Origin of the sequence: Aeromonas sp. BIGb0445, from assembly GCF_024809075.1 — a bacterium.
In the GTDB taxonomy this organism is placed as follows: Bacteria; Pseudomonadota; Gammaproteobacteria; order Enterobacterales; family Aeromonadaceae; genus Aeromonas; species Aeromonas rivuli.
In genome coordinates this window covers 584749-611230 of the sequence record NZ_JANUES010000001.1, presented here as the reverse complement: position 1 = coordinate 611230, position 26482 = coordinate 584749, and the positions used below count along the sequence as shown (strand labels likewise).

At 59.1% G+C, this 26482-nt stretch carries 30 protein-coding genes; 8 read left to right on the top strand and 22 right to left on the bottom strand.

All coding sequences use genetic code 11. From position 1 onward, the window contains the following. Nucleotides 1-8 precede the first annotated feature (8 nt). The 9 genes from flgH to M2367_RS02790 all read right to left on the bottom strand — a co-directional run bounded on the left by flgH (nt 9) and on the right by M2367_RS02790 (nt 7242). Nucleotides 9-680, bottom strand: a complete 672-nt coding sequence (flgH, locus tag M2367_RS02830) for a flagellar basal body L-ring protein FlgH (protein ID WP_042043333.1) — start codon at nt 678-680, stop codon at nt 9-11. Nucleotides 681-719: 39 nt separating this feature from the next. Next, nucleotides 720-1508: a flagellar basal-body rod protein FlgG gene (flgG, locus tag M2367_RS02825; RefSeq protein ID WP_042043331.1), complete on the bottom strand. Its 789-nt coding sequence runs from the start codon at nt 1506-1508 to the stop codon at nt 720-722. A 13-nt stretch (nt 1509-1521) separates the two neighbouring features. Continuing rightward, the gene (locus tag M2367_RS02820; protein WP_042043330.1) at nt 1522-2268 is read right to left on the bottom strand and encodes a flagellar basal body rod protein FlgF; all 747 of its coding nucleotides are present in this window, start codon (nt 2266-2268) and stop codon (nt 1522-1524) included. Between the two features lie 132 nt (nt 2269-2400). Beyond that, nucleotides 2401-3741, bottom strand: a complete 1341-nt coding sequence (gene flgE, locus M2367_RS02815) for a flagellar hook protein FlgE (protein ID WP_042043329.1) — start codon at nt 3739-3741, stop codon at nt 2401-2403. Between the two features lie 10 nt (nt 3742-3751). Next, nucleotides 3752-4480, bottom strand: a complete 729-nt coding sequence (locus M2367_RS02810) for a flagellar hook assembly protein FlgD (RefSeq protein WP_042043327.1) — start codon at nt 4478-4480, stop codon at nt 3752-3754. A 17-nt stretch (nt 4481-4497) separates the two neighbouring features. Beyond that, nucleotides 4498-4917 (bottom strand): flagellar basal body rod protein FlgC, encoded by a 420-nt coding sequence (gene flgC, locus M2367_RS02805; RefSeq protein ID WP_005894515.1) that lies wholly within the window; start codon nt 4915-4917, stop codon nt 4498-4500. Nucleotides 4918-5020: 103 nt separating this feature from the next. After that, the gene (flgB, locus tag M2367_RS02800; protein WP_042043325.1) at nt 5021-5425 is read right to left on the bottom strand and encodes a flagellar basal body rod protein FlgB; all 405 of its coding nucleotides are present in this window, start codon (nt 5423-5425) and stop codon (nt 5021-5023) included. Nucleotides 5426-5487: 62 nt separating this feature from the next. Continuing rightward, nucleotides 5488-6312: a protein-glutamate O-methyltransferase CheR gene (locus M2367_RS02795; protein ID WP_042043324.1), complete on the bottom strand. Its 825-nt coding sequence runs from the start codon at nt 6310-6312 to the stop codon at nt 5488-5490. A gap of 18 nt (nt 6313-6330) precedes the next feature. Beyond that, complete coding sequence (locus M2367_RS02790; RefSeq protein ID WP_042043323.1) at nt 6331-7242, bottom strand: chemotaxis protein CheV; 912 nt, start codon at nt 7240-7242, stop codon at nt 6331-6333. Between the two features lie 234 nt (nt 7243-7476). Between M2367_RS02790 and flgA the strand changes: the two genes are divergently transcribed. The 3 genes from flgA (at nt 7477) to M2367_RS02775 (ending at nt 8905) form a co-directional block, all read left to right on the top strand. Then, nucleotides 7477-8082, top strand: a complete 606-nt coding sequence (gene flgA, locus M2367_RS02785; RefSeq protein ID WP_259235843.1) for a flagellar basal body P-ring formation chaperone FlgA — start codon at nt 7477-7479, stop codon at nt 8080-8082. 89 nt (nt 8083-8171) lie between these two features. Continuing rightward, nucleotides 8172-8492 carry a flagellar biosynthesis anti-sigma factor FlgM gene (gene flgM, locus M2367_RS02780; RefSeq protein WP_224430828.1) on the top strand — a complete coding sequence of 107 codons (321 nt, stop codon included), beginning with the start codon at nt 8172-8174 and terminating at the stop codon, nt 8490-8492. Further along, a complete protein-coding gene (locus tag M2367_RS02775; protein WP_259235701.1) occupies nt 8489-8905 on the top strand; it encodes a flagella synthesis protein FlgN in 417 nt (138 codons plus the stop codon). Before flgM ends, M2367_RS02775 begins: the two co-directional genes overlap by 4 nt. A 132-nt stretch (nt 8906-9037) precedes the next feature. On the opposite strand, the gene yfcE is transcribed toward M2367_RS02775, so the two are convergent. Together yfcE and M2367_RS02765 are read right to left on the bottom strand one after the other, a co-directional pair. Continuing rightward, a complete protein-coding gene (gene yfcE / locus M2367_RS02770) occupies nt 9038-9607 on the bottom strand; it encodes a phosphodiesterase (RefSeq protein WP_042043320.1) in 570 nt (189 codons plus the stop codon). After that, nucleotides 9607-11265 (bottom strand): peptide ABC transporter substrate-binding protein, encoded by a 1659-nt coding sequence (locus M2367_RS02765; RefSeq protein WP_259235700.1) that lies wholly within the window; start codon nt 11263-11265, stop codon nt 9607-9609. Before M2367_RS02765 ends, yfcE begins: the two co-directional genes overlap by 1 nt. A 371-nt stretch (nt 11266-11636) precedes the next feature. On the opposite strand from M2367_RS02765, the gene M2367_RS02760 reads away from it, so the two are divergent. Then, nucleotides 11637-12539 (top strand): DMT family transporter, encoded by a 903-nt coding sequence (locus M2367_RS02760; RefSeq protein ID WP_042043315.1) that lies wholly within the window; start codon nt 11637-11639, stop codon nt 12537-12539. A gap of 181 nt (nt 12540-12720) precedes the next feature. Here M2367_RS02760 and rsuA read toward each other — a convergent pair whose 3' ends face one another. Beyond that, on the bottom strand, nt 12721-13413 hold the full coding sequence (gene rsuA, locus M2367_RS02755; RefSeq protein WP_259235699.1) for a 16S rRNA pseudouridine(516) synthase RsuA: 693 nt from the start codon (nt 13411-13413) through the stop codon (nt 12721-12723). Between the two features lie 165 nt (nt 13414-13578). Here rsuA and M2367_RS02750 point away from each other — a divergent pair, with 165 nt between their 5' ends. Further along, the gene (locus tag M2367_RS02750; protein WP_259235698.1) at nt 13579-14781 is read left to right on the top strand and encodes an HD-GYP domain-containing protein; all 1203 of its coding nucleotides are present in this window, start codon (nt 13579-13581) and stop codon (nt 14779-14781) included. Nucleotides 14782-14822: 41 nt separating this feature from the next. On the opposite strand, the gene M2367_RS02745 is transcribed toward M2367_RS02750, so the two are convergent. Next, a complete protein-coding gene (locus M2367_RS02745) occupies nt 14823-15014 on the bottom strand; it encodes a hypothetical protein (RefSeq protein WP_259235697.1) in 192 nt (63 codons plus the stop codon). Between the two features lie 317 nt (nt 15015-15331). Between M2367_RS02745 and M2367_RS02740 the strand changes: the two genes are divergently transcribed. Beyond that, the gene (locus tag M2367_RS02740; RefSeq protein ID WP_042043309.1) at nt 15332-16225 is read left to right on the top strand and encodes an EamA family transporter; all 894 of its coding nucleotides are present in this window, start codon (nt 15332-15334) and stop codon (nt 16223-16225) included. Nucleotides 16226-16315: 90 nt separating this feature from the next. Then, the gene (locus M2367_RS02735) at nt 16316-18130 is read left to right on the top strand and encodes an extracellular solute-binding protein (protein ID WP_259235696.1); all 1815 of its coding nucleotides are present in this window, start codon (nt 16316-16318) and stop codon (nt 18128-18130) included. Between the two features lie 73 nt (nt 18131-18203). Here the strand turns inward: M2367_RS02735 and M2367_RS02730 are convergent, their stop codons facing one another. Together M2367_RS02730 and M2367_RS02725 are read right to left on the bottom strand one after the other, a co-directional pair. Further along, complete coding sequence (locus M2367_RS02730) at nt 18204-18596, bottom strand: DUF2750 domain-containing protein (protein WP_259235842.1); 393 nt, start codon at nt 18594-18596, stop codon at nt 18204-18206. Between the two features lie 244 nt (nt 18597-18840). Further along, on the bottom strand, nt 18841-19392 hold the full coding sequence (locus tag M2367_RS02725) for a hypothetical protein (protein ID WP_259235695.1): 552 nt from the start codon (nt 19390-19392) through the stop codon (nt 18841-18843). Between the two features lie 211 nt (nt 19393-19603). Between M2367_RS02725 and M2367_RS02720 the strand changes: the two genes are divergently transcribed. Beyond that, nucleotides 19604-19855 carry a TIGR02647 family protein gene (locus M2367_RS02720; protein ID WP_042043305.1) on the top strand — a complete coding sequence of 84 codons (252 nt, stop codon included), beginning with the start codon at nt 19604-19606 and terminating at the stop codon, nt 19853-19855. Here the strand turns inward: M2367_RS02720 and M2367_RS02715 are convergent. The 7 genes from M2367_RS02715 to M2367_RS02685 form a co-directional block, all read right to left on the bottom strand. Further along, nucleotides 19839-20186 carry a hypothetical protein gene (locus tag M2367_RS02715; protein ID WP_259235694.1) on the bottom strand — a complete coding sequence of 116 codons (348 nt, stop codon included), beginning with the start codon at nt 20184-20186 and terminating at the stop codon, nt 19839-19841. The genes M2367_RS02720 and M2367_RS02715 overlap by 17 nt on opposite strands. A 248-nt stretch (nt 20187-20434) precedes the next feature. After that, nucleotides 20435-20644 carry a cold-shock protein gene (locus M2367_RS02710; RefSeq protein ID WP_042043304.1) on the bottom strand — a complete coding sequence of 70 codons (210 nt, stop codon included), beginning with the start codon at nt 20642-20644 and terminating at the stop codon, nt 20435-20437. A 208-nt stretch (nt 20645-20852) separates the two neighbouring features. Next, nucleotides 20853-21953, bottom strand: coding sequence for a dihydrolipoamide acetyltransferase family protein (locus tag M2367_RS02705; RefSeq protein WP_259235693.1), 1101 nt, complete (start codon nt 21951-21953; stop codon nt 20853-20855). Nucleotides 21954-22047: 94 nt separating this feature from the next. Next, the gene (locus M2367_RS02700) at nt 22048-23034 is read right to left on the bottom strand and encodes an alpha-ketoacid dehydrogenase subunit beta (protein ID WP_042043302.1); all 987 of its coding nucleotides are present in this window, start codon (nt 23032-23034) and stop codon (nt 22048-22050) included. Then, nucleotides 23027-24121, bottom strand: coding sequence for a pyruvate dehydrogenase (acetyl-transferring) E1 component subunit alpha (gene pdhA / locus M2367_RS02695; RefSeq protein WP_042043301.1), 1095 nt, complete (start codon nt 24119-24121; stop codon nt 23027-23029). The genes M2367_RS02700 and pdhA overlap by 8 nt, the downstream gene beginning before the upstream one ends. A gap of 238 nt (nt 24122-24359) precedes the next feature. After that, nucleotides 24360-25382 carry a succinylglutamate desuccinylase gene (gene astE / locus M2367_RS02690; protein ID WP_259235692.1) on the bottom strand — a complete coding sequence of 341 codons (1023 nt, stop codon included), beginning with the start codon at nt 25380-25382 and terminating at the stop codon, nt 24360-24362. A gap of 269 nt (nt 25383-25651) precedes the next feature. Beyond that, the gene (locus tag M2367_RS02685; protein ID WP_042039552.1) at nt 25652-25861 is read right to left on the bottom strand and encodes a DUF1127 domain-containing protein; all 210 of its coding nucleotides are present in this window, start codon (nt 25859-25861) and stop codon (nt 25652-25654) included. Between the last annotated feature and the right edge of the window lie 621 nt (nt 25862-26482).

Below are 26482 nucleotides of genomic sequence, written 5' to 3'. Positions count from 1 at the left end.
TCCTAGCACTAGAGTGGCCACCAGGGACCATTGAAGAAACTGGTCAGCCAGCCCTGTTCCTGGGTATTGGCCAGGTCACCGGTGCCACCGTAGTGGATACGGGCATTGGCCACCTTCTGGGAGGAGACGCTGTTGTCCGAGGTCACGTCTTCGGGGCGGATGAGGCCGGTGATACGGATGTATTCGTTGCCGTTGTTGAGCATGATCCACTTCTCGCCACGCACCACCAGGTTGCCGTTGCTGAGCACCTTGGCCACGCTGACCGAGATACTGCCCTGCAAACTGTTGCTCTGATCCGCCTTGGCCTGCCCCTTGAAGGCGGAATCTTGCCCGATGGAGGCCGACATATTGTACGCGCCGGCCGTGATGGGCACGCCCCCCAGGCTGACCGGATCCAGATTGAAATCATTCTCCTTGCCGGTCTGGGTGTTGGCCTTCTTGGAGGCGGAGGTCGACTCGGCCAACTCGATGGTGATGATGTCACCGACCTTGTGGGCCTTGATGTCCGAGTAGATGCCATTGACCTGATCGGGCTGGAAGATGGCACCGGTCGGGCGCACCGACACCGGTTCGGATTCACCATAGACCGGGGAAAACTCGGGGTCGTCCGGTTTGGCGGTATTGAGGGTGCTGGTACAACCCCCCAGCGCCAACAGGCCCAACATCCAGATGTGTTTCATTGCAAGACTCCCATTACTACCGCTGGGTCAGAGACGAGGTTATGTCCGTTGGGTCAGGTAGGACATCATGGAGTCCACCGCCGAGATCACCTTGGAGTTCATCTCGTAGACCCGCTGGGCCTGAATGAGGTTGACCAGCTCCTCGGTGACGTTGACGTTGGAGACCTCCAGCATGCCCTGCTTGATGACACCCAATCCGTCCGCACCGGCCGTGCCTTCGATGGGCGCTCCGCTCGACTGGGTCTCGAGGAACATGTTCTCACCCATGGGCTGCAGGCCGGAGGCGTTGACGAAGTCGCTGATGTTGATCTGGCCAATCACCTGGGATTGACCATCCCCCTTGAGCTGGATGGAGACCTGACCATCCTCGCCTATGGTGACGCTCTGGGCGTTTTCCGGGATCTGGATCTCGGGCTGCAACGGATAGCCGTTGCCCGGGGTGACGATAGTCCCCTCGTCATTGAGGGTGAACTGGCCGTTGCGGCTATAGGCGCTGCTGCCATCGGGCAGTTGTACCTCGAAGAAGCCACGCCCATTGATCATCAGATCCAGGGAGTTGTCCGTGGTCTGCACGTTGCCCTGACTGAAGCTCTTCTGGGTGGCGACCACCTTGGCCCCCGCCCCCAGCATCAGGCCGGACGGCAGCTCGGTATCGGCCGAGGAGCGCCCCCCCGGCTGATTGATGTTCTGATAGAGCAAATCTTCGAAGATGGCTCGGGATTTCTTGTAGCCAACGGTACTGGCGTTGGCGAGGTTGTTTGAGGTAACGGCGATGTTGGTCTGCTGGGCATCCAGTCCCGTCTTGCCTATCCAAAGTGCAGGATTCATGTCTGGCTCCTAATTAGCTGATACGCAGCAGCTGGGTTTGGGCTTCGTCGTTTTCCTCGGCCGTCTTCATCATCTTGACCTGGGTTTCAAACTGACGTTGCAAACGAATAAGGTTGGTCATCTCGTCGACCACATTGACGTTGCTGTTCTCCAGCGCACCGGCGATCAGCCCCACATCGGCAGAGGCCGGCTCAGGCTGGCCATCCTTGCGGCGAAACAACCCATCTTGCCCCTTCTCCACCGCATCCGCCGCCGGCCTGACCAGCTTGATGCGCTGAAAATCTTCCGGCAAATTGGGGGCGGCCCCTTCCGGGCGACCGGTGATGGTGCCATCCCGGTTGATCTCCACCTTCTCGAGGGGCAGCGGCAATACGATGGGCCTGCCTGCGTCATCCACCACATTGAGCCCGGTACTGGTCTGCAGATTGCCGGTGGCACTGAGTTCCAGATTGCCCATGCGGGTGAAGGCCTCCCCCCCCTTGTCATCCTGTACCGCGATCCAGCCCTGACCATCGAGGGCTACGTCCAGATCCCGCCCCGTGGTCATCAGGGAGCCGTGCTGCAGGTTCTGGCCCGGCCGCTCGGTCATGGCAAATACCCGGGTCGGCAGCCCTTCGCCAAACGCCTGCATGGCGCGAGCCTGCTCGAAGTCAGACTTGAAGCCCGTGGTGTTGGCGTTGGCCAGGTTGTTGCCACGCACAGCCAGGCTGTTCATGTTCTCTTTGGCACCGGACATCGCGATATAAAGAAGGTGGTCCATGGGTTCTCCGTCAAACAGATGACTCTGCCTGGAATAAAGCAATTAAGATGCCAAGAAGATTAGATTGGTTTTAAGGTGTTGATATATAAAGAAAGGGCGCCGAGGCGCCCTTGTGTGCTAGCCACAAACTTATCAGCGGATCTGCAATATGGTCTGTTGCAGCGAGCTGTTGATTTCCAGAGAACGGGAGTTCGCCTGGAAGTTGCGCTGGGCCGTGATGAGATCCACCAGCTCCGAGGTCAAATCCACGTTGGATTGCTCCAGGGCCGACGACTTGATGGAACCGAAGGTGCCCGAGTTCGGGGTGCCAGGCAGACCATCGCCGGAGAGCAGGGATTCACGCCAGGAGGTATCACCCACCTGAGTCAGCCCCTGGGCGTTGGCAAACTTGGCCATGGCCACCATGGCCACCTTGACCGTGGTCGCGTTGCTGTAGGTCGCGGAGACGATGCCGTCATTGGTGATCTCGACCTTGGTCAACCGTCCTACCGTGGAGCCATCCTGGGTCAATTTATTGACTTCGAAGGGAGACGAGTACTGGGTCACAGTGCCGAACTTGATTTCGATCTCCTGGGTGGGATCGGCGCCATTGTCGATGACGCCCGCCCCCGGCGTACCCAGGGCTTCGGTCTTGATGATGGCCGGGGTAATGGTGTTCACCTTGCCATCGGCATTGAACGTGATACTGGCGCTGAGCGGGGGGGTGGCCACCCCGGTTGCCGGCGTAGTGATGGCACCACCGGTGATATCGATGGGTTTGTCGCCCTCATACAGATACATGCGCCAGGAGGTCGGGTTGGCCGACTTGGTGGGGTCGGTCGCATCCGCATCCTTGACGAAGTACTGGGTGATGGTATGAGGCTCACCAAGGGAGTCGTAGGAAACCACAGAGGTGGACGACGAATAGGTGGATGAATCCTTGGGATCGAAGGTAGAGGGGTTGACGACCTGAGGGGTCGCAGTCGCAGGCAGGTTGAAGCTGGCCTCGACCGTGGTGGTCTGTTTGGGCTCACCCGCCTTGTCCGGGATCTGGATTGGCTTGGTGGCATTGAGGCTCACCGCCTTGGGAGTACCGTCGGCATTGATCTCGTACCCCTGCAGGAAACCGCCGGAGTTATTGACCATGTAGCTGTTTTCATTGAGCTTGAAGGCACCGGCCCGGGTGTAGCTGCGATCCAGGGCATTGACCCCATCCGAGGTGACGAAGAAGCCATTGCCCTGAATGGCGAGATCCAGGGAGTTGTTGGTAAATTGCAAGGCCCCTTGCTGGAACTGCTGCGCCACGGCACCGGTCGCCACACCATTGCCCACCTGGGTCTTGGAGTTGACGAAGATGGAGTTGGCATAGACATCGGCAAACTCGGCGCGGGACTCCTTGAAGCCGATGGTGTTGACGTTGGCAATGTTGTTCGCGGTGACGTTCAGGTCTTTTTGAGCCGCATTGACGCCACTGAGGGCATTGTTAAATGACATGTCTTTCTCCTTAGATCACTGCGTTATTGGTTGGGGTGGGCGTCGGGGTCGACTTGCTGCCAGAACCGGAAATTTCCAGCACATCCGTGAGGTAGATACCGCCCAGCCCTTTGAGTTTCAGGGTGCTGGGTGAGCTGGCCGAGCCCAGGGTGACACTCTCCACCTGGGCATAGGTCAGGGCCGGCAGACTCTCGGACTTGCCCGCGACCGTTGCGCTGGCTTCAATCTGGTACTTGCCTGTCTTGGCGGGATTGCCATCCTTGTCCAGGCCATCCCAACTGAAGGCCACGTTGCCCTGGTGATCGCCCTCGAGGGCAAACTCCTTGACCACCTGGCCACTCTCATCTTTCACCGTCACCTTGACGTTGCTGCCGCCATCACCGGTTGCAATAACCCCCGAGATGTCGCCGCCCTTTTCCAGATAACCGGTATTGGACGGGATCAACACATCCTGGCCGACCAGTGCCGAGGCCTGCAGCGCCTGGCTCGAGGTCATCAAGCTGTTGAGGCTCTCCATCTGGGAGGAGAGATTGTTGATCCCCTCGGAGGTAGACATGGACGTCATCTGGGACAACATCTGGGCGTTATCTACCGGCTTGAAGGGATCCTGATAGGAGAGCTGCATAGTGAGCAGCTTGAGGAAAGACTCCTGATCCAACTCCTTTTTCTGGACGGTGTTTGCGGTCTGGTTCGATGCAACGCGATTGACGCCCAGTACGCTGTCATAGGTATCTGCCATTTACTTGCCGCCCCCTATCAGGACTTACCGAGATTGAGGGTCTGCTGCAGCATGCGCTTGGCAGAATCGGCAATCTGGACGTTGGTTTGGTAACTGCGCGAGGCGCTGATCATGTCAGCCATCTCCTCGACCATGTTGACATTGGGTTTGAAGATGAAGCCATCCTTGTCGGCCATGGGGTGATTGGGATTGAACTCCTTGAGCAGCGGTGCCTTGCTCTCAACGATGCCCTTCACCTCGACGCCGACCGACCCCTGGCCATCGGACATGGCCTGCTCCAGCTGGGCGGCAAAAACTGGCCGCCTGGCATGGTAAGTTCCTTCCACACTGGAGCTGACGCTGTCGGCGTTGGCCATGTTGCTAGCCACGGTATTGAGTCGTACCGACTGGGCACTCATGGCAGAACCTGCGATGTCAAAGACCTTGAACAAACTCATTGCTGTGCTCCTTGGTTTTGTTGCAAGGCCTGGTCCAGGCCGCGGCGTATCGGATCATTGCTGAAGCGGGAAGCGATCAGGCATAACAAAGCGTCAGGCTTCATCATCCCTGCTCTCCCTTGAGGGCCTTGAGCAGGCCGCTTATCTTGCCGTTCATGAACTCGACCGAGGTCTGGTATTCGAGACTGTTGCGCAAAAACTCGCTGCGTTCCTGCTGCAGATCGACGGTGTTGCCGTCCCCGGTGTCGGGCTGGAGCGGGTTGCGGTACTGGGATGTGCCCGGCTTGTCCATGTTCAAGGCAAAGTGGCGCTCGCTGGTCGTGGCCAGACTGAACCCCTGTTGATGCTGCTGCGCCTGGGCCATGGCATCGCCGAAGTTGATGTCCCGGGCCTTGAAGCCTGGGGTATCCGCGTTCGCGATATTGCTAGATAGCACCTCGGCACGTTTGGCGCGCACGCTCAACGTGTATTGATGAACACCAAAAGCCTTGTCGAATGAAATTGCCATAACACACCTCCTGCTTGCTGGATTCTTAGCAAGAGGTGTGCCAAAGGAAGATATGGGAGGGGTTATTTGACTTTGTAAACAATACCGGGGTTGCAGCGGATCATCTCGAACCTGTCGGTGAGGCCCGCCAGGGACTCCGAGGCACCCAGCATCAGGTAGCCGCCCGGATTCAGGCTGGCCGCGAACTGGTTGAGGATCTTCGACTTCACTTCCGGGGCAAAGTAGATGAGCACATTGCGGCAGAAGATGATGTCGAACTTGCCGAGCAGGCTGTAGCTTTCCAGCAGATTCAGGGGGCGGAAGGTTGTCAATTTTCTGACACGATCCACGACCCGCATCTTGTTGTCACCATGGGGCTCGAAGAACAACTTCTTGCGCTCAGGGGAGAGGCCGCGGGCCAGCGCCAGGCTGTCGTATACCCCTTCCTTGCACTGATTGAGCATGGTGGTGGAGATGTCTGTGCCGATGATCTGTACCCCGCCCGGCAAGGTACCAGGGCGTTTGACCTGCTGCTCCAGCGCCGACATGGCGATGGAGTAAGGCTCCTGACCCGAGGAGGAGGCCGCCGACCAGATCTTGATGGGGCGGCCACTCTTGCCCAGCTCCGGGAAGATCTTGTCGGTGAGCAGCTGGAAGGGATAAGCATCCCGAAACCAGAGGGTCTCATTGGTGGTCATGGCATCGACCACCGCCATCTTCAACTCCCGCTCACGCAGGCTCATGGAACGGGTCACCAATTCAGACAGACTCTCGATGCCAAACTGAGCCATCAAGGGGGACAGGCGGCTCTTCACCAGGTATTGCTTGTTGTCACCCAGCACAATTCCGCACTGCAGCGCCAGAAAGCTGCTGAATTGCTTATATAAGTCGTCTGACAGTGTCTTCATGTATGCGTTCTTCTTGTTTTAGAGTGCGCCTTGAACGGCCTTGGCCAACTCATCGGGCTGAAACTTGGCGATAAAATTGTTCGCCCCGACCTTCTGCACCATGGCCTGGTTGAACACCCCACTGAGGGAGGTGTGCAGGATAACATGTAAATCCTTCAGGCTGGGATTGTTGCGGATCTCGGCGGTGAAGGTGTAACCATCCATCTCGGGCATCTCTATGTCCGAGATGACCAGGGCGATTTGATCCTTGATGGGGCCATTTTTGGCCATCTCCAGCAGCATGTTGAGGGCCTCGCGGCCATCTTTTGCCAGCACGCATTGCACACCGATGGCATCGAGCGCCCGCTGCACCTGTTTGCGCGCCACCGAGGAGTCATCGGCCACCAGCACCGGCCGTCCCTGGGTATTGTGCTCTGCGCTCACCGCCACCAGCTCCTGGCTCACTTCGGTCGAGACCGGGGAGATCTCGTTGAGGATCCGCTCCACATCGAGGATCTCCACCAATTCGCCATCCACCTCGGTGACCGCTGTCATGTAGTTGATCCGTCCTGCCCCCTTGGGGGGTGGCAAGATAGATTCCCAGTTCATGTTGATGATGCGTTCGACCGACTGCACCAGGAAGCCCTGGATGGATCTGTTGTATTCCGAGATGATAATGAAGCACTTGGAGAGATCGGCGATGGGCCTGTTACCCATGGCCATGCTGATATCGATCACCGAGATAGTCTGGCCACGAATGTGCGCCACACCGCGAATGCAGGGATTGAGCTTGGGCATGACAGTCAAGGGCGGGCACTGCAACACCTCGCGCACCTTGAAGACGTTGATGCCAAATCGTTGACGCCCATTGAGTCGAAACAGCAGCAACTCCAGGCGATTTTGCCCGACCAGTTGAGTCCGTTGGTTTACCGAGTCCAGAATACCGGCCATACACACTCCCTAAAAACGCCTGGCATTATTCATGCATGTTGTGCATGCGCCATGTTGACTCGCGCCAGATTCCCAGCGGTTCCAGGAACCCATCTTGGCGCGAGCATAGTGAACAGTTGTCTTATACGTTATCCACTTATCGACCAGCGGACGAAAATGATTAACAGACTTTTCCTCATCCTGTTGCTGCTCAGCGGGGCCAACAAGGCCCTGGCGTCCGACATCAATGCCGGGTTGCAAACCCGGGCGGAGGAGTTCGTGCGCGATCAGCTCTCCTTGCCCCTCGATGCCCGTGCCGAGCTCAGTGCCGCCAGCATAGATACCCGCTTGCAACTCACGGCCTGCGAGCATGATCTCGACATCAGCCTGCCTGCCAAGATGGAGATCAGACGCAACACCACTGTCTACCTCAAGTGCAACGAGACGCCGGGCTGGGATCTCTATCTGCCGGTGCGAGTCAGTATCCAGAAGCCCTATATCACCGTCTCGGAAGCCATCGCCAAGGGGGATATTCTCGGTCGCAACCAGCTTATCCAGGCCTACGAGGATCAGACCCTGATCCGTGGTGACTATATACAGGACATAGAGGCGCTGGTCGGTACTCGCAGCAAACGCGAACTCAGACCCGGCCAACCGCTGCGCCTGAATCAGATCTGTGTGATCTGCAAGGGCGATCAGGTTACCCTCATCGCCGAAAACAGCAGCATGCAGATCAAAACCATGGCGCGCGCCTTGCAAGATGGTAGCTTCGGCGACATGATCAAGCTGGTTAATATCAGGTCCGGCAGGACGGTACAGGGCAAGGTGAATTCAGTCGGCTCCGTTATTGTCAGCTTCTGAATGAATTTTTTGGTAATTTTCCCTAAAGTTCCGGTAGCTTAGACCGATAAACGGGTAAGCAGGCAGCAAAGCGAATAAAGGTAACCAAGATGGCTATTAACAATATCAACAACTTGGCAGGTAATCGGGTACAAAATACCGGTAACAGCCAGAGCAGCGTGGCCAAGTCGACCAACGGCGGACAAGATGCCCGCACCACTCAGGTCAAGGTCGATTCAGTCTCCCTGACCAGTGAGGCGCAACAGTTGCAACAAGTACAAAAAAACCTCAACTCGGCATCGACCGGGAATGAGAGCCGGGTGGAAAGCCTGAAGAAAGCCGTGGCCAGTGGCCAGTACCAGGTCAATGGCGAAGCCGTTGCCAAGAAGATGTTCAGCTTCGAAGCCAAGCTGGAAAAAACCCTGGGATGATGAGTCTGGCTGCACTGCTGCAACAACAGCATGATCAGCTGACCCAGATGCAGGGTTTGCTGAGCGAGGAGTTTGAACTGCTCAAGCAGCGCAGAGCCTTGGAGTTGCCGACCCTGGCAGAACGTAAACAGCAGTTGCTAGGTGCCATAGAGGCGCTTGATACCAGTCTGGCCGAGCAGCCCGATCTTCAGGATAGGCTCGCACACCAGCCGGATATCATGGCCAGGATCGCCGATGCGCTGGTCGCCTGCCAGCAACAAAACGATACCAATGGTCGCCTGCTGGAGCTGAGTATTGTCTCCAATCGTCGCCTGGCCGGTTTCCTGAACCAGCTGCGAGACAGAAACTCGCTCACCTATGATGCCAAGGGAAACACCCGCTCCGGCACCCGCTCTCCGGGGATCAAGGCCTAGCCTCTCCCGTCTGCCTTCCCGGCCCCTCAGGGCACCCTTTTCGCTTTACTCATCGCCGATCTTCACTCGTGAGCCGCCTAACCATCGGGCTGGGCACTCAGGCTCACCACTATCATCTCCCCTCACCCCTGCTCAGGCAGACCCCTCTGCCAGAGAGAGCCGCTGCAGCACCCGTCCATCCTGCGCCGCCCGCAGACTCAGCTCCCCCGCTTCATAGCAGACCAGGCTGGCAGGCAGCTCGCCCCGGGGAAAACAGAGGGAGCCCGGATTGACCATGACTCGCCGTTGCTCGCCCTGCCCTGTGCGCCTCAGCTCGGGCAGGTGGGTATGACCGCTCAGATAGAGGCTGCCCGGCGGCAGAGGGACGGCATCGGCGTGGTAGAGATGACCATGACTCATGAACCAGCGCCGCCCATCGACCAGCAGTTGGTTGTAGGGCGCCATCATGGGGAAATCGAGCAGCATCTGATCCACTTCCGAATCACAGTTCCCTCGCACCGCCAGAATGCGACTGGCCAGGCCATTGAGTCGTGCGGCCAGCGCCGCCGGCTGGTAGCCCTCGGGTACGGGATTGCGCGGACCATGGCTCAGCAGGTCCCCGAGCAGCAGCAAGTGATCCGGCTGCCAGGGCCCGAGCCAGGCCATGACACCGTCAAAGGCGCTCAGGCTGCCATGCAGATCAGAGAGAATGGCGAGTCTCATCACTTGGCCCCTGAAGGAGTCACGAAATAGAGATCCTTGGTGGCGATCGCCCCCTTGAGATTGCTGCTGGGCAAGCCACGCAATTGGGGATCGACCAGCCGCATCTGGTTGTAGTGATAGAGAGGGATGACGGGCACATCCTGCTCTATCAGACGCTCGGCCTGCTGATAGAGGTGGCTGCGGCGCTGCTCATCCAGGGTCGCCGCGGCCTGCTCTAACAGTTGATCATAGTGAGGGTTGCAGTAGCCACTCTCGTTTTGCGGATCCAGGCAGCGCAGGGCATTGAGCATGGCAGAGGGTTCCACATAGTCACCAAACAGGAAGGATCGCGCCACCATGAAGTCACCGCTGTTCTTGGCAAGCTGATAGGCATTCCACTCCATGTTGCGCAGTTCGACCTCGACCCCGAGGGGCTTCCACATGCTGGCCACCGCCAGCGCCATGCGTTTGTGGTTCTCCGAGCTGTTGTAGATGAGGGTCAGGCGCAGGGGATGAGTCTCGTCGATGCCCGCTTCCTTGAGGAGCTTAACGGCCATGGCGCTGCGGATATCCTGGGAGGCATTCGCCAGCTCAGGGGTGGTGGCCGTATAACCCGGCATATCTGGCAGCAGGCGCCAGCTGGGCAGCTCCCCCTGAGCACTCACCTTGTCGGTCAGCAGCTGGCGGTCGATCACCATGCTCAGGGCCTGGCGTACCCGCACATCCTGCAACTCGGGTTTGTTCATGTTGAAGCTATAGAGATAGGTGCCGAGCAGCGGCAGGCCCCAGAGCCGTTCAGGGGCAGTGGCCTTGATGCGGGCATAGTAATCCTGGGCGACCCGGTTGGTGAGCTGGATCTCTCCCGCCTCGTAGCGCAGTCGTTCGGCATGCTGGGAAGCGAGCGGCAGATAGGTGACCCTATCGATGCGAGTGTGGCCGTTGTCCCAATAAGCGGGGTTGCGCTCGGCCTCCAGCCGCTCGTTCATCACCCAGCTAGTGAGCCGATAGGCACCATTGCTGACGAGATGAGCGGGCTGGGTCCACCCCTTGCCAAATTCGGCAATCACTTGCCGTGGCACCGGCACGAAGGGGCGCTGACTGATGAGCTGCAGAAAATAGGGGACGGGCCGCTCCAGGGTCACCTTGAGGATCTGATCCCCCTCTGCAACCACCCCCAGCGAGTCAAGATCCAGGGCACCGGCATAGATGGAAGCGGCATTGTTGATGCCCGTGGCCAGCATCAGCCCCGCCGAGGGAGAGGCCAGGGCGGGATCGAGCAAACGGCGCCAGGCATAGACAAAATCCTCCGCCTTGAGGGGCGTGCCATTCGACCAGTGCAGGTTGGGACGCAGGAAGAAACGCCACTCCAACCCATCCGGGCTCTGCTCCCACCTCATGGCCTGGGCCGGTACTATCTTGCCCTCGCCATTTTCGCTCACCAATCCCTCGAACAAGTCGACCAGGATCACTTCACCGGGAAAGCCGCTGCGCACCAGGGCCGGATCCAGGGATTCGGGCTCGGCACCATTGCCCTTGACCAGGGTCTGACGGGGGGCGAGATCCGGGGCGGCATCCACGGGCGTGGCGAGGGCCACCTGGCTCAAGGTGCCGCCACATAGCAAGGCGCACAACAGGGGAGAGATCCGGCGCAGGGCGGGATGGACAAGACGGTGATACATACAACTGACCTCTTTTCGCAATGCTTTACCAAACATGAGGGGAAGGCCGACGGCGCGCCTGATGACGAATGCATGATGCCGTCCTTGTTATCCCCGAAAACGCCCCGTATTGTATCCGGCTCGCCCCTGAGATGGAGTCTTTCGGGCATTTTTTTTCGTCGTTGGCATGAAATCCGGATGACTGGCGCAGGCAACGGTTTGCCGCACCTTTCCCCCTTGAGACGCCGCAGTCTTTATGCAGTATGAGTCACGGGTGCAGGGCGGGGCCTGCTACGGCTTTGCAGCTACTTTTTCGTTGTTGTCATGAAGGTCGGGGAGTGGCACAGGTCGCCGCCTGACTCGGCTTTCGGACTGGATGTTCAGAGGTCTTTATGGGGTACGAGTGGCTGGCGCTGGCTGCCGCCAGTTTATGGGCGGTTGCCGCCCTGATATCGGTCAAACCGGCTCGCCATCTGGGGGCCTTCGCCTACAGTCGCTGGCGCATGTTCCTGGTCAGTCTGATGCTGGGGGGGGCCAGTCTGGCAACGGGTGGCTGGCAGAGCCTGAGCGCCGGGGCCGTGCCTCTGCTGATCCTCTCGGGTCTCATCGGCATCTTCATTGGCGATACCGCCCTGTTCGCCTGCATGAACCGACTCGGCCCCCGCCGCAGCGGCCTGCTTTTCTCCTGCCATGCGCTCTTCTCCGCCCTGCTCGGTCTCTGGCTGTTTGACGAGACGCTCACCGGCTGGCGGCTGCTTGGCGCCCTGCTGGTGCTCACCGGGGTCATGCTGGCCATACTCTTCGGTCGGCGCGGCCAGTCCCATGACTGGGAGCAGGTTCGCGGCCACATCGCCATCGGCATAGGGCTGGGTCTGACTGCCGCCCTGTGTCAGAGCCTGGGGGCCATCATTGCCAAGCCGGTGATGGCCGGCAGCGACATAGATCCGGTCAGCGCCTCCGGGGTGCGCATGGCCAGCGCCCTGTTTGCCCATTGCGTGCTGCGCCTGCTGCGGGTGCCCCTCGCCATGCCCCTCAACCCCATCAATCGCCCCATTCTCGCCATGATTGGAGTCAATGGTTTCCTGGCCATGGCCTTGGGGATGACACTGATCCTGGTTGCCCTGCGCCAGGGGGATGTGGGCATGGTGGCCATTCTCTCCGCCACCACCCCTGTGGTGTTGCTCCCCCTGCTCTGGTGGCATTCGGGTCAGCGCCCCAGCCTACCCGCCTGGGCGGGTGCCCTGCTCGCCACCCTGGGTACCATTCTGGTGCTGGGCATGAGTGGCAGCCATTGAGTCATGCCCTCCCCCATGGGACCTGTTGAACAGGCGCCGCCCCTGTGGGCAACGCCGCTCCCTGACCCTCAGGGAGGGGATGAGAAGCCATAAAAAAACGGCGGGAGCCTGTCAGCCCCCGCCGTTTTCCCATCCCATATCCCCACTCCTGCCCAGGCAATGTGGCTGGGCACCAGGTGACTCAGAACAGGGCAATCTCTTCGTCAGTCAGCTCACGATACTCGCCAAGTTCCAAGGTCTCATCCAGCATCAGCTGGCCTATCTGCTCACGGTGCAGGCCGACCACCTTGTTGCCGATGGAGGCGAACATCCGCTTGACCTGATGGTACTTGCCCTCTTGGATGGTCAGCCGCGCCTCGCACTCCCCCAACAGCTCGAGCTTGGCCGGGCGCGTTTTATCGGTCTCGTTGCGCAGGAAAACCCCATCGGCAAACAGCGAGACTGCATCCTGATGCACAGGGTCCGCCAGCCAGACGCGGTAGGTCTTGGCACACTCGTGGCGAGGCGAGGTGATGCGATGGGACCACTGGCCATCGTCGCTGATCAGCACCAGGCCTGTGGTATCGAGATCGAGGCGCCCCACCACATGCAGCTTGCCGATGGCCGGCTCATCCAGCAGCGCGAACACCGTCGTGTGATCCGGATCCTCATTGGAGCAGACATAGCCTTCCGGTTTATGCAGCATGAAGTAGCGGTTGCGCCTGTCGAGGCTCAACATGACGCCGTCAAACTCGATCTGGCTCTGTTCGTTGATATGGAAAGCGGGTTGTTTGACCACGATGCCATCCACTATGACCTCTCCTCGCCTGATCACTCGGCCCGCCAGGGAGCGGGTCAGATCGGAACAGTCGCAAAGAAATTTATCGAGCCGCATTCACTACCTCAACATTGCCATCGGGAAAAGGGCGACATTATATCGGCCAACCGTGACAACTCCAGCATTAACGCCCGCCGGGCCTGTGACGGCCTCCGAAACCAGTGGTAGACTCGCCCCATAATCAGCCTAAGTGACCAGGCACCATCATAAAGGCAGAACCCTATGATCTCAGCCTCCCCCCATCCCGTCATTGCCATCAGTAGCCTCAAACCCGGCATGTTCGTGGTAGCCATCATCAGCCAACGGGGCGACATGGAGATTGCCCAGACAGGCCGGGTCAACGATGAGCGCCAGATTGCGGCCCTGGTGACCCGCGGCGTGCTGAGGGTGCGGGTCGATCTCAGTCGTAGCAAGCTGGCCAAGGCTTCTCCCCCTTGTGCCGCCGAGCAACCAGACAGCTCCTCTCTCTCGATGACTGCCCCCCAGGGGCCCCGTGTCCCGGGTGAGGGGCGCGAGCTCAAGATCCGCCGCCTCTATCAAGAAGCCCGTGAGCTGCAAGGCAAGTTCATTCGCCAGCTCAAGGCGGGCGAACCCATCGATATCACCTCGCTCGCCACCGTGGCCGAGGAGATGGTCGACACCATGTTCAGTCACGGGGATGCCATGCTCTGCCTGGCCCGCATCCGGGCCAAGGATGCCTACCTGATGGAACACTCCATGAATGTGGCCATACTGCTCGCCAACTTCGGCCGCTATCTGGGGCTCGAGCGCAGCGTGCTCAAGGAGTTGACCCTGGGAGGGCTGCTCCACGATGTGGGCAAGATAATGACCCCGGATGCCGTGCTCAACAAACCGGGCAAGCTGACTGACGAAGAGTTTGCCATCATGCGCGAGCATGTGGTGCACAGCCACGACATCCTCAAGGCGACGACGGGTATCACCCCCACCATGCTGGAGGTGGCCGCCAACCACCATGAGCGGCTGGATGGCTCAGGTTACCCCCGCCGCCTCAAGGGAGAGCAGCTCTCGCTCTACACGCGCATGAGCGCCATTGTCGATGTCTATGATGCGGTGACGGCAGACAGGGTCTACAAGCAGGGGATGCAGCCGACCCAGGCGTTCAGGATCCTGCTCAAGGGGGCTGTCACTCACTTCGATGAGGGACTGGTGACGCGTTTTATCAAGTGCATGGGGGTCTATCCGGTTGGCACTCTGGTACTGCTCTCCAATCAGCGCCTGGCCCTGGTGATGCAACGCAACGAGCTCGCGCCACTCAAGCCCCTGGTCAAGGTGATCTATCACGCCACCCAACGGCACTATCTGGAGGTGCAACTGCTCGACCTTGCCAAAGCCAGCGTCAATGAGACCATAGAGAGCACCGTGGATCCCAAGGATTATGGCATCACCCTCGCTCATTTCATCTGACGACACCACGGCGCTATAAGGGAGTCCGGCGCCGGCCGCGCTCAGGCTGGCCGATCGGTACCGCTGCCAGGCGCGGTCCAGTGGGTGATGAGAAACTCTCCATCGAGGGGAGAGAGATCGAAGCGCAGGCAGGCCTCCTCGATAGCATGGGGATCACTGGCGTGTCCCTCGGCCAACCAGCGTACCGCCCGGCGCAGATCCTCGCCATGGGGAAGCAGGGAGTGATCGCTCATGGGGTACCTCCATATTTACCATTAATCAGGACCCGCACCGCGGGTGCTCTCCCTTGGAGTTTAGTCTGCGCAACCCCTCCCGAGCACTTCCCTGACACTTGGACAATCAAGGCAGCTCGCCAGGGGATGACCCCATCACAGGCGGCTTTGAGCATTGGCATCTTGTATCGAGTGCCGGCTCCCCCCTCAACGGACACCTAAATCAGCCTGAAACTGGCGTTCCGGTTGACGCCGGGCACCCTGTCGAGGTTATGCTCGACACCTTGCCTGCCTGTCCTGGCGGGATCATTACCTTCGCTATCAAACAAGGATGTGTCATGCAAGCCAAGGACAAGTGTCTGGCAGCCCTGGTTATCCTCTGCTGGGGTCTCAATTTCGTGGTGATCAAGTGGGGGCTGGACGGCATACCGCCCCTGCTGCTGGGCGCATTGCGTTTTGTCGGCGTGGTCTTTCCCGCCATCTTGCTGGTACCAAAACCCACCATCCCCTGGCGCTGGCTGCTCGCCTACGGCGGAACCATCAGCCTGGCCCAGTTTGCCTTCCTGTTTAGCGCCATGAAGTTTGGCATGCCCGCAGGCATGGCCTCCCTGGTGCTGCAATCTCAAGTGGTATTTACCCTGCTGTTCGCCATGATCTGGCTGGGAGAACGCTGGCAGCCCCACCACTGGGTCGCCCTGCCGTTGGCAGGAGCCGGTCTCTACCTCATCGCCACTCATGGGGAAGGCAACCTGACCCTGCTCGGCTTCGTGCTGACCCTGTGCGCCTCCGCTTGCTGGGGCCTCGGTAACGTCATCAACCGCCAGATTGGGCTGCGCTATCAGGTGGCCTTGCCGAGCCTGATCGCCTGGGGTGGCCTGGTGCCCATAGTGCCTTTTCTCGCCCTCTCCTGGCTGTTCGAGGGGCCGGCGCTTATCGTCCATAGCCTGCAACAGTTCAGCTGGAAAGGGTTGCTCTGCGTGCTTTATCTCTCGCTGGTTGCCACCTGGCTCGGCTACGGGCTGTGGGGCCGCTTGCTGATGCGCTACCCCGTAGCCCAAGTGGCGCCGCTCTCCCTGCTGGTCCCCTGCGTCGGCATGGTGACTGCCGCCATCTTGCTCGATGAGCATCCAACCCCCTTGCAGTGGCTGGGCTCGGCGCTGGTGCTGCTCGGCTTCCTGGTCCACCTGCTGGGGGGGCGGTTGGCCCTGTCCAAACCATTGACCCGGGCCTGATGCCCTCTCATGATGGGCCATGCCAATGGCTTGGCCCGCTATTGTAAAATAAACGCCTCAACACGCAGCCACGACAAGGAAGCAAAGGATATGCGACTGAATCACCTGGGGGCCGCCGCCCTCGCCCTGTGCTGGACTCAGCTGGGCTGGAGTGCCACCCTGCCAACGGATCTCAAGTGGGAAAGCAACGATACGGATCCCGTCTATGCCGATCCGGCTGCCCAGCGGGGCGGTACCTTTCGGACCTTCATGACCAGTTTTCCGCTGACCCTGCGCAACTATGGCCCCGATGCCAATGGCGCCTTCGCCGGTTATATGCGGGAAAACCGGTTGCCTCTGCTGGCCAGCCACCCCGACACCGGCAATCCGATCCCCATGCTGGCCAACCAGTGGGCGTTCGGAGCCGATCACAAGACCATGTATTTTCGCATCAACCCCAAGGCCCGCTGGTCCGATGGCGTACCGGTCAGCGCAGACGACTTCCTGTTCACCCTCAAGATGCTGCGCAGCAAGCAGATCAATGCCCCCTGGTACAACAACTACTACAGCACTCAAATTGTCGATGTGATCAAGTTCGATGACCACACTCTGGCCATCACCAGCGGCAGCGAGAAGAGCCGGGAAGACTTGCTCGATTCCCTCCCCTTCTCCCCCGAGCCCAGTCACGCCATCACACTCGATGACAACTGGGTGCGGGAGTACAACTGGAAGGTATTGCCGGTGACGGGCCCCTATCAGCTCAGCGAGGTCAAGAAGGGCAAATCCGTTACCTTCAGCCGCATTCCCGACTGGTGGGGTAACGACGAGCGCTACTTCCAGCACAGGTTCAATCCCGACCGTATCCAGATCAAGGTGTTGCGCGATCTCAACATTGCCTGGCAGCACTTCCTGCGCGGCGAGCTGGATACCTTCGGACTGGTGATCCCGAACTGGTGGCACGACAAGACCAAGACCCCCGAATTTGACAAGGGCTACATAAACCGTATCTGGTTCTATACCCAGACCCCGCAATCCCCGAGCGGCCTCTATCTCAACATCGATGACCCTTTGCTGAGCGACCTCAATGTCCGGCTCGGCATCCAGTACGCCCTCAACATCGACAAGATGCTGAGTACCTTGCTGCGTGGCGACTACCAGCGCCTCAACAACTATGGATCCGGCCAGGGAGACTTCACCAATAACGCCCTCAAGGCGCGGCCCTTCGACCCTGCGCTCGCGCGCGACTATTTCGCCAAGGCGGGTTTCACCAAAGCCGGGCCAGAGGGCATATTGCAAGATGCCAAGGGCAGATCACTGTCACTGAACGTGATCTACACCACCTCGGAGCACTCCCAGCGCCTCACCCTGCTGCGTGAAGAGGCCAAAAAAGCGGGTCTTAATCTGGAGCTCAACCTGATGGATGCCTCAGCGGGCTTCAAGGCCATGCTGGAGAAGAAACACCAGAGCGCCTGGATGGCCTGGAGTACGGGACGTTATCCCGCCTACTGGGAATATTTCCACAAGGTCAACGCCCACAAGCCACAGACCAACAACATCATGAACATCGATGATGACGCCATCACGGCCCTGGTGGAGCAGTACGACAAGGAGTTCGATTTTGCCAAGAAAGCCGAACTGTCACGGCAGATCCAGGCCCGGCTCTATGAGCTTGCCAGCTTCGTGCCCACCTATCAGGTTCCCTATACCCGGGAAGGGGCCTGGCGCTGGATAAAACTGCCCAAGGAGATTGCCACCGCCAAGAGCGAAGTGCTCTATTGGCCCCTCGATGGCTTCAACTCCGGCTACAGCTACGGCGGTCTGTTCTGGATAGATGAGACGGTGAAGAAGGAGACCCTGAACGCCATCAAGCAAGGCACCCGCTACCCTCAGGTCAATATCCGCGACACCCGCTACCTGCAGCCCTGAGTTCTTCATCGGATGCCCAAAACGACACAACCCCGCCAATGGCGGGGTTGTGTTTAGCACAAGCGGAGGGGAATTAACCGCGCTTGGCCTGCTTCTGGGCAACCGCATCGGCCACATCGGCAGGCTCGAGTACGATGCCTTCCTGATCCGGGGTCGGGAACACGGCCACGCAGAGCTCATCCTGCTCCATGCCGTCCACCCAGCGCTCCAGCCACACCTTGAGGGTGATGGACTGCGGCTTGCATTCAGCCCACTCGCCTTCGGCCCAGGCCTGGGCGTATTCGGGGTGCGGCCATACCGGGATGCAGTCTTCGTCTTCGGTGGTCAGCATCATGACGCCGTGTTCGTCGGTCAGCACGAACAGCTCTTCGTGCTCGACCAGCTTGCTGATGAAGTGATCAAAGCGGTAGTCGGCGTTCAGTTGCAGCGCGGCATTGCGCTCGGTCTCGGTCAGTTCATAGCTCATGGTCAAGTCTCTTATGCAGTGCCAAGGATCGCGATGGGCCTGGGCTGCCGAGTCGATGATGACCCGAACCGGGCTGGCTCGCGCAATAAAGGGCGACATGTTCACATCTTGCCGCAGCCTTGTCCAGTGAATGGACGCCCCGCGCCGTCAGGACACGGCTGGTTCGCGCCAGTTAAAGATGCCACCCGGTCAACCAGGGCGGCTCAAACAGGGTGACCCCGCCAACTAAACGGTTTCATCATCTCTACAGTGCGGGGATATGCAGCACTATCCCGGCCTGCTCACTCAGACGCTGACGCAGCCAATAGGCCGATTCAACCTCGACGAAACAGAGCAGATCCTGCCCCTTGGCCGCCGTCATCAGCTGCGCAAATCGCAGCTCCTGCTGGCGTTCCCAAGCCTGGGCCAACTTGCTGCCATGAGCCTCATCCACCACTCCCCTGCGCAGTTCAAACAGGTTATCGGTGATCGGGTGATTGATCTTGGCCGCACTGCCCCAGTAAAGGCGCAGGTTATCCAGCATCTCTTCGTCATAGTTGGCCAAGGCGTCCAGCTCGGGGGTATCACCGCTGTCGCTCACGGCAAAATCGCACCAGCCAGCGGAGAGGGAGGCAAGCTCACGCAGTGCTTGCGGGGCCACCTTGGCACGCAAGGCCGCCACATCCGGACTGCTCAGAGGAGGTAACCAGACCTCCCCCTCATGCTCGCTCAACGGGGACAAGAGCTGCGCCACCGGATAGATGGGAAACTGGGGAGAGAGACGGTGAAGCAGAGAAATCAATGTGATGCGGGTCATGCGGGTTGCCTTGGAGAAGGGAATACGAGGGACTGGGCCGATGAAGCCCTATCCTATCACGGTGAGCGGCAATGCTCATCGCACCGCCTGCCTGAAAAATCGCCATACTGCCTGTCCACCCACCATAATCGCCAATACTTTGACCCAGCGCCCACTAAACTCCCTCGGGGAGTGCTAATTTGCATACATCATTAGCGTAAGGAGCCTGTCCATGATTGGGATCGACCAGATTTCTGAAGACTTTATCCATGAACTGAAAGTACTGGCCTGCTTTGATCCGGCGAATTTGAGTGTGGGGATCAAGTTACGCAGTGATATGAGTGATACGCTCTGCCAGGCGGCAGGACGCCTGCATCAGCAGGGTCTGATCAGCGCCGAGGATGGAGGCTATCTGACCCCCTTTGGCATGACAATGGTTGAACACCTGCAACACCTGCTCGTGGCCCTCAGGCCGGTGGCATAGGCGCCGCCCAGAGCGAAAAGTTCAACAGTTCCCAGCGTGCGCCTTGTTGCAGGTGACACGCAAACAGCAAAGGACCTTCGGGTCCTTTTACATTGCCGTCCACCAGCCACTGCTGGTCCCTGTGGGGCACGGGGCGGGTCTCAATACTGATGGGTGCGGCCTCGCCCCCGAGTCGAACCTGCAAAAATTGCAGGCAGGTGAGGCGGGCCTGCTCGGCGGCAACCAGATCAGGCTGTGTCCCGGCTGCCGGAGACGCTTGAGTGGCTGATGCTGGCAAGGTGAGCGCCACAACAACCGCCAGGCAAGCGGCGAACCAGATCCTTCTCTTCATCGATGAACCTGCCGAGCAGTCCTGTTCCTGTTGATACCTTATTTCTAACACACTCAGACGAGCACGCTCAACCCGCCATGACACCGTGATGTCAGGCGCAGCCACACAAGGCCATATCCAGAGCAGGAGTGGTCATATCACGAAGGAAATCGCCGCCATCCCTGCCGCTGAGATCAGCTTGGCAAAGCCCAGATAGACAAAAAGCCGTGGTACCAGAGGCACCACGGCTTTCTTAAATTCTGTAACAATTACAGAGCGGTTACGTTCTCAGCCTGCGGGCCTTTCTGACCTTGGGTCACGGTGAACTGTACGCGCTGACCTTCAGCCAGGGTACGGAAACCGTTGCCTTGAATGGCGCTGAAGTGTACGAACACATCCGGGCCATTTTCTTGCTGGATGAAGCCGAAGCCTTTGGTTTCGTTGAAGAATTTAACGGTACCGGTGATCATGTTAGACATATCTATTAAACCTGTATTCAAAAATTACTCGTGCCTTGAAAGGCGGATAAAGCTTCGAAAAGAGGGAATGACTTATGGACACTAGAAGGGGATGTGAAACATCGTATTCAGTAACATAAATATTGCCTTTTTCAAGCTCGACTGATTATACGTAGCTTTGTTCATTACGCAAACATATTTGTGCCCTGCCAATGGCAGGGCACAAGGCCTAGCAGGCAGGGGCCTCCAACGCCTTGACCAGCGCCTTGAGGAAGCGCGCCGCCTCGCCGCCGGTGCAGGCTCTGTGGTCAAAGGTCATCGACAATGGCAGGGCCCTGACCGGCCTGGCCTCCCCTTGCACGAAGACCACCTTATCGAACAGTGTCCCCGCCCCTATGATGGCCACCTGGGGGGGTGTCACTATCGGGCTGGCGTAGCGACCGGCGATGGCGCCGAAGTTGGTGAGGGTGATGGTCGCCCCCTGGAGCATCTCCCGCGGCACAGCCCGTGCCTTGACGTCGGCTATCATACGATCCAGCCCCTGGCGAATGTCGCCAGGCTCCCGCTCTGCCACATTCTCCATCACAGGCACATAGAGCCCATGGCGTGAGTCCACGGCGATGGCCACATTGACCTCCGTAAACAATCGCCGCGACAAGGTCTCGCCATCGAACCAGGCGTTCATCGATGGCTCGGCCCGACAAGCGACGCCGATCGCCTTGATGAGACGCACCGTCACATCTTCCTCGGCCCGCCAGGCTCGCAGATCGACCTCATCGGTGATGCTGACCGGTACCACGGTGCGATGCGAGTGTTCCATTGCCTTGGCCATGGCCCGGCGAGCCCCCTTGAGGAACTCGTTGCCGCTGCCTTGCTGCGCCTCGAACGCCTGCTGGACATCCAGCTCCAGCACCAGGCCGCCAACGCCACTACCCTTGAGATTATTGATGTCGATGCCCAGCTGCTGGGCGAGTTGACGTACCGCCGGCATGGCCTGCACCAGACGACCGCCAGCAGCCAGCACACCGGCCACGAAGTGATCCTCTATATGTTGCTGGCTGCTGCTCACCTTGCCCACGACGGTGCCATCATCTTCTCCGCCCTCAAACTCCACCAGGGGGGCGCCTATGTGCAATATGTCTCCCTCCTGACCACAGAGCCGAGCGATGACCCCATTGACTGGCGAGGGCACATCCACCAGCGCCTTGGCCGTCTCGACCGAGAGCAGCACCTGATCGACCTTGACCGCATCGCCGGCAGCAACCTTCCACTCCACGATCTCCGCCTCGGCCAGTCCCTCGCCCAAATCCGGCAACTTGAAATATTTCATGATCCGTTCTCCATCCGCGGGGACATCACCAAAGGTTGAAAAATCTCATGGCTCTTTTTTGCTCGACGGCCAGTTCGCCACAATGTGAAGTAGTTCATAGCCACTTGTTCTCCATCAGCTGGTGTGCCGCCAGGGCGATATCCTGCTCGGTGATGAGGTAGTGCTCCTCATTGCGGTAATAAGGCACGGCGGCATCGACACCGGTGAGCCGCTTTGGGGGGGCCTTGAGGCTGGTAAACGCCTCTTCCGTCACCCTGGCCACTATCTCGGCCCCCACCCCGAAGCTGCCACACGCTTCATGTACCACCAGCAGGCGGCCTGTCTTGCGTACCGAGGCGAGTATGCTAGCCATGTCGAGGGGCTTGATGGTGGCGAGATCCAGCACCTCGCACTGGATGCCCTCATCGCTCAGCGCCTGGCTGGCACGCATCACCTCCAAGATACAGGCTCCCCAGGCCACAATGGTCAGATCATGGCCGCTGCGCAGGGTAAAACAGACATCCAGCGGCAAGCCGATGCCGTCATCCACCACATCGGATTTCATGGCGCGATAGATGCGATCCGGCTCGAAAAACATCACGGGATCCGGGCTGCGGATGGCCGATAGCAGCAAGCCATAGGCCCGCCTGGGACTGGATGGGATCACCACCCGCAAGCCGGGAATATGGGCAAACAGCGCCTCCACGCTCTCACTATGGTGCTCAGGGGAGTGGATACCGGCGCCATAAGGAGAGCGATAAACGATGGGGCAACTGAGCCGGCCCCGGGTGCGGTTACGCATCCGCGCCGCCTGGCAGATGATCTGCTCCATGCCGGGGAAGATGAAGCCCTGGAACTGGAATTCGGCCACCGGCTTGAGTCCCTGGGTGGCCATGCCGACCGCCACCCCGGCGATCAGCCCCTCCGCCAGCGGGGTGTCTATCACCCGCTTGAAGCCGAACTTGTCGCGCAGGCCGACGGTGGCGCGAAACACCCCGCCATTGACCCCCACATCCTCACCCAGCACCACCACGTCGGGGTCGTGTTCCATCTCGTGATGCAGCGCCAGATTGATCGCCTCGAGCAGTGTCATGTCACTCATGGTGTCGCCCTCCCTGCCCGGCCATGGCCTTGTCGATGATGCGCTGACGCTGACCGAGATAATCCCGGGGCAGCTCGGCAAACTGGTAATCGATGAGGGACTCCGGCGGTTGCGCCGTCAGTGACTCATAGGCGGCAACAGCGAGATCCACTGCCTTTGCGGCATCGGCCAGCAGAGCCTGCTCCTGCGCTTCGTCCCACCAGCCTCGCTCGGCCATGAACTGGCGCAGCCGCTTGACCGGCTCCTTGGCCCAGGCGGCTTCAACCTCGGCGGCATCGCGGTAGCGGGTCGCATCATCGGCGGTGGTATGGTCGCCGAGCCGGTAGCTGATGGCCTCGATCAGGGTGGGTCCCTTACCGGCGCGGGCCCGCTCCACCGCGCTCAGGGTGGCATCGTAGACGGCGAGCACATCATTGCCATCGACCTGGATGCTGGGTACCCCGGCACCAAGGCCCTTCTGGGCCAGAGTCGGCGCACTGGATTGCAGCTTGCGTGGTACCGAAATCGCCCACTGGTTGTTGTTGATCACCATCACCATCGGCAGGTGCCAGACACCGGCACAGTTGAGCCCCTCCAGGAAATCCCCCTTGGAGGTGCCACCATCCCCTATGGTGACCACGGCGACCCTGGGCTGGTTGCGCAGCTTGAACGCCGCCGCGACGCCGCAGGCATGGGTCACTTGCGTGGCGATGGGCACGCAGATGGGCAAGTCCTCAGAGGGCGTGCCATCTGGCTTGTTGAAGACGCTACCCCGCTCATCACCGCCCCAATACTGAAGATTCTTCTCCATGGGCACGCCACGCACGAACAGGGTGGGCATGTCGCGGTAGTAAGGCACATAGACATCCTGGGCCTGCATGGCGAGACCGACGCCAATGCCGACCGCCTCGGCCCCCAGATGGGAGGGGAAGGTCCCCAGCTTGCCGGTGCGTTGCAGGGCGATTGCTTTCTTGTCATAGCTGCGCACCATCACCATGTTGCGGTAGAAAGTGTGCAGCAGCTCCTTGTCCAGCCAGGTCGGAAGTGTGGCGACCGGGCGCCCCTCCTCATCGAGGTAACGAAGGAAGGGGATGTCGACATGGGTCATAACTGGCTCCTTGCCGTGATTGCGTCACCACCAGCGGCGACCCTTAAAATGTAAACAAGTTGTTAAGCAAAGCGCAATGCGGCAAAAGCAAATAACCCCAGTGATATCCTCTTTATTTAGCTCAATAAGCAGCCAATCGGTCTGACGCGCAGGCAACAAAAAAGGAGCCAATCCAGGCTCCTTTTTCCATCATCTGACCGCCAGGCCCGTCCCGTCAAGGGGACTCGTTGTCAGGGGATCAGGCATCCCACAGCCGGGTTGGCACCACCAGCAGCATGGTTCGCTGGCCGATGGCCACATTGGCATTGGGAAATACCACGGCTTCCCGCTCTTTCTCCACCAGATGGCGCAACTCGCCATCTTCCGCCAAGACAAATCCTTGGGGAAATTCGGTGAAATTGTCGACATCGCTGGCAAACAGGAAGCGAAAATCGGCACTGCGCTTGTTGATCACCCGATCGATGGCAAAGATGTTGAAATCCTCGGGCCGCCAGGGCTCCAGCGCCACGCTCGCCTCGCACACCAGCTCCTGCAGTGCCTGTCTGGCCTCGATGAAGCGGGTCATGTCATTTTCGCCAAAGGGGCGCACCTTGCCGAGCTCCACCGTGAAGCCGTAGGCATGGTGCTGACGGACGCTGTAATAGCTGAAGGTGGTGGTCGGACCGTTGGAGAGCAGTATGGTGCGCACCCCGCAGGCACCGAGGAAGCGGATCTGCTCCTGGCTGTAGGGGCGATCATGGGGGAAAGGATAAACGGCAAACTTCTCGTGACGGGAGCCGCGAATGGCGGTGTGCAAGTCATAATGCAGGCGCTCGGCCCCGGGCGTTGAGTAGAAGCGGGACACATATTGCTCGAGGCGCATGGCGCGGATCCGCTCTCTGTTGCACAGCCCCTCCCCCTTGCTGTGGGCGCCGCTAAACAGCCGGTTCATGTTCTCTTCCAGCTCGCGCACCCCCAGGTTCATGGCCGCCGGGTTGCCAAACAGGAACAGCACCCGATGGCGGGCGCTCAACTCGCCACTGAGCAGCTTGCCAAGCAGCTGGTTGCAGATCTCGATGGGGGCCGTCTCGTTACCATGGATGCCGCAGGAGAGCACTATCTCCTTGAGGGGCTCGGCGCGCAGCTGGCTGGCCGGTTCGATGCAGAGCACCCCTGTGTCCCACACCTGCACCTGCGCGCCATCGGGCAGGGAAAATGAGAAGGGATCGAGCTGCCATTCGTGACGGCGGGTCAGCGCCAGGAAATCATGTTGAGGGATCATCCGTTTCACCATCTTGTCACTGTCGATGGCGCCGATTATACGGTAGCACTCTGGCTTAAAAACAATTTTTTAAACAAATTCAACCATTAGCATAACAATGCAAGGGGGGCAGGAAAGGATGCAGCGGTGACAATGAGGGCTCATGCTGAGCAGATGACGCAAAGAAGGAAGATGACACTATAGGGGGAGCGGGAAACCATGGCAGAGAGAAACTGTTGCTGGCACGTCTGGCCTGCACAAAGAAAAACGAGGCATCCGTGCCCGGTCAATCAACCACGCCAGAACGGCTTGGTGGTTTCCTGATAACGATCAGATTCGTTCAGGCCGATATCTTTGAGCAGGTAGGCAGGCAGCTCGGAGAGCTGGCGACGACTGCGGCTACGCTCCAACCAGGTCAGGAAGGTTTGTTTGGCACGAACCATCAGATTCAGTTCGCTGGACTGCTGATAACCGGCTTGGGTATAAGTCATGTTGGCCATGGTGCGGCTCCTCTTAATTAGTTGCCGCAAGCTTAGGAGTTGTCCACCCATGTCTCAATTGACGAATTTTGATACAACGCATTAGTAAAAGTAATAGAATAAACTCGGCAATAAAATACACCAAGGCAATGATTAATAAGTAAAAATTAAAAAACAAAAGTCAACTTCAATACAAACAGCAGATTGTTCTTTTAAACGTCGGGTTAACTATTCACTTTATATTTGAGCTTATGCAATGCTCGTCATGGCGAACAGTTTGCCTATTTCCCTCATCTCGATGAAATGATCCTTGGGTGATAACGGGATGTTTCCAAAAATAACAAATGAACAATTTCATTACATGGTCACCCTCCTCATATTCTCACTCCATTTATTCGCCATGGCCAAGACTCATAGGGACAAGATCCCAGCATGACCCCCAACGCCCCCATGTGACTCACCTCACGATTCCCGCCCACTGACCGTCAAACTAGGACATTTTCCTAACTCCCCTAGGGATGGCTCTCACGCCATTTGCGCCGCGCCTCATTACAGTCGGCTCACCTGATGCAATTCCCCGACGCTCGCCAAGGCGCAGGTTTGGGCATGGGTTCGATCGACAGGGGAGCGAGGTGCACAGCG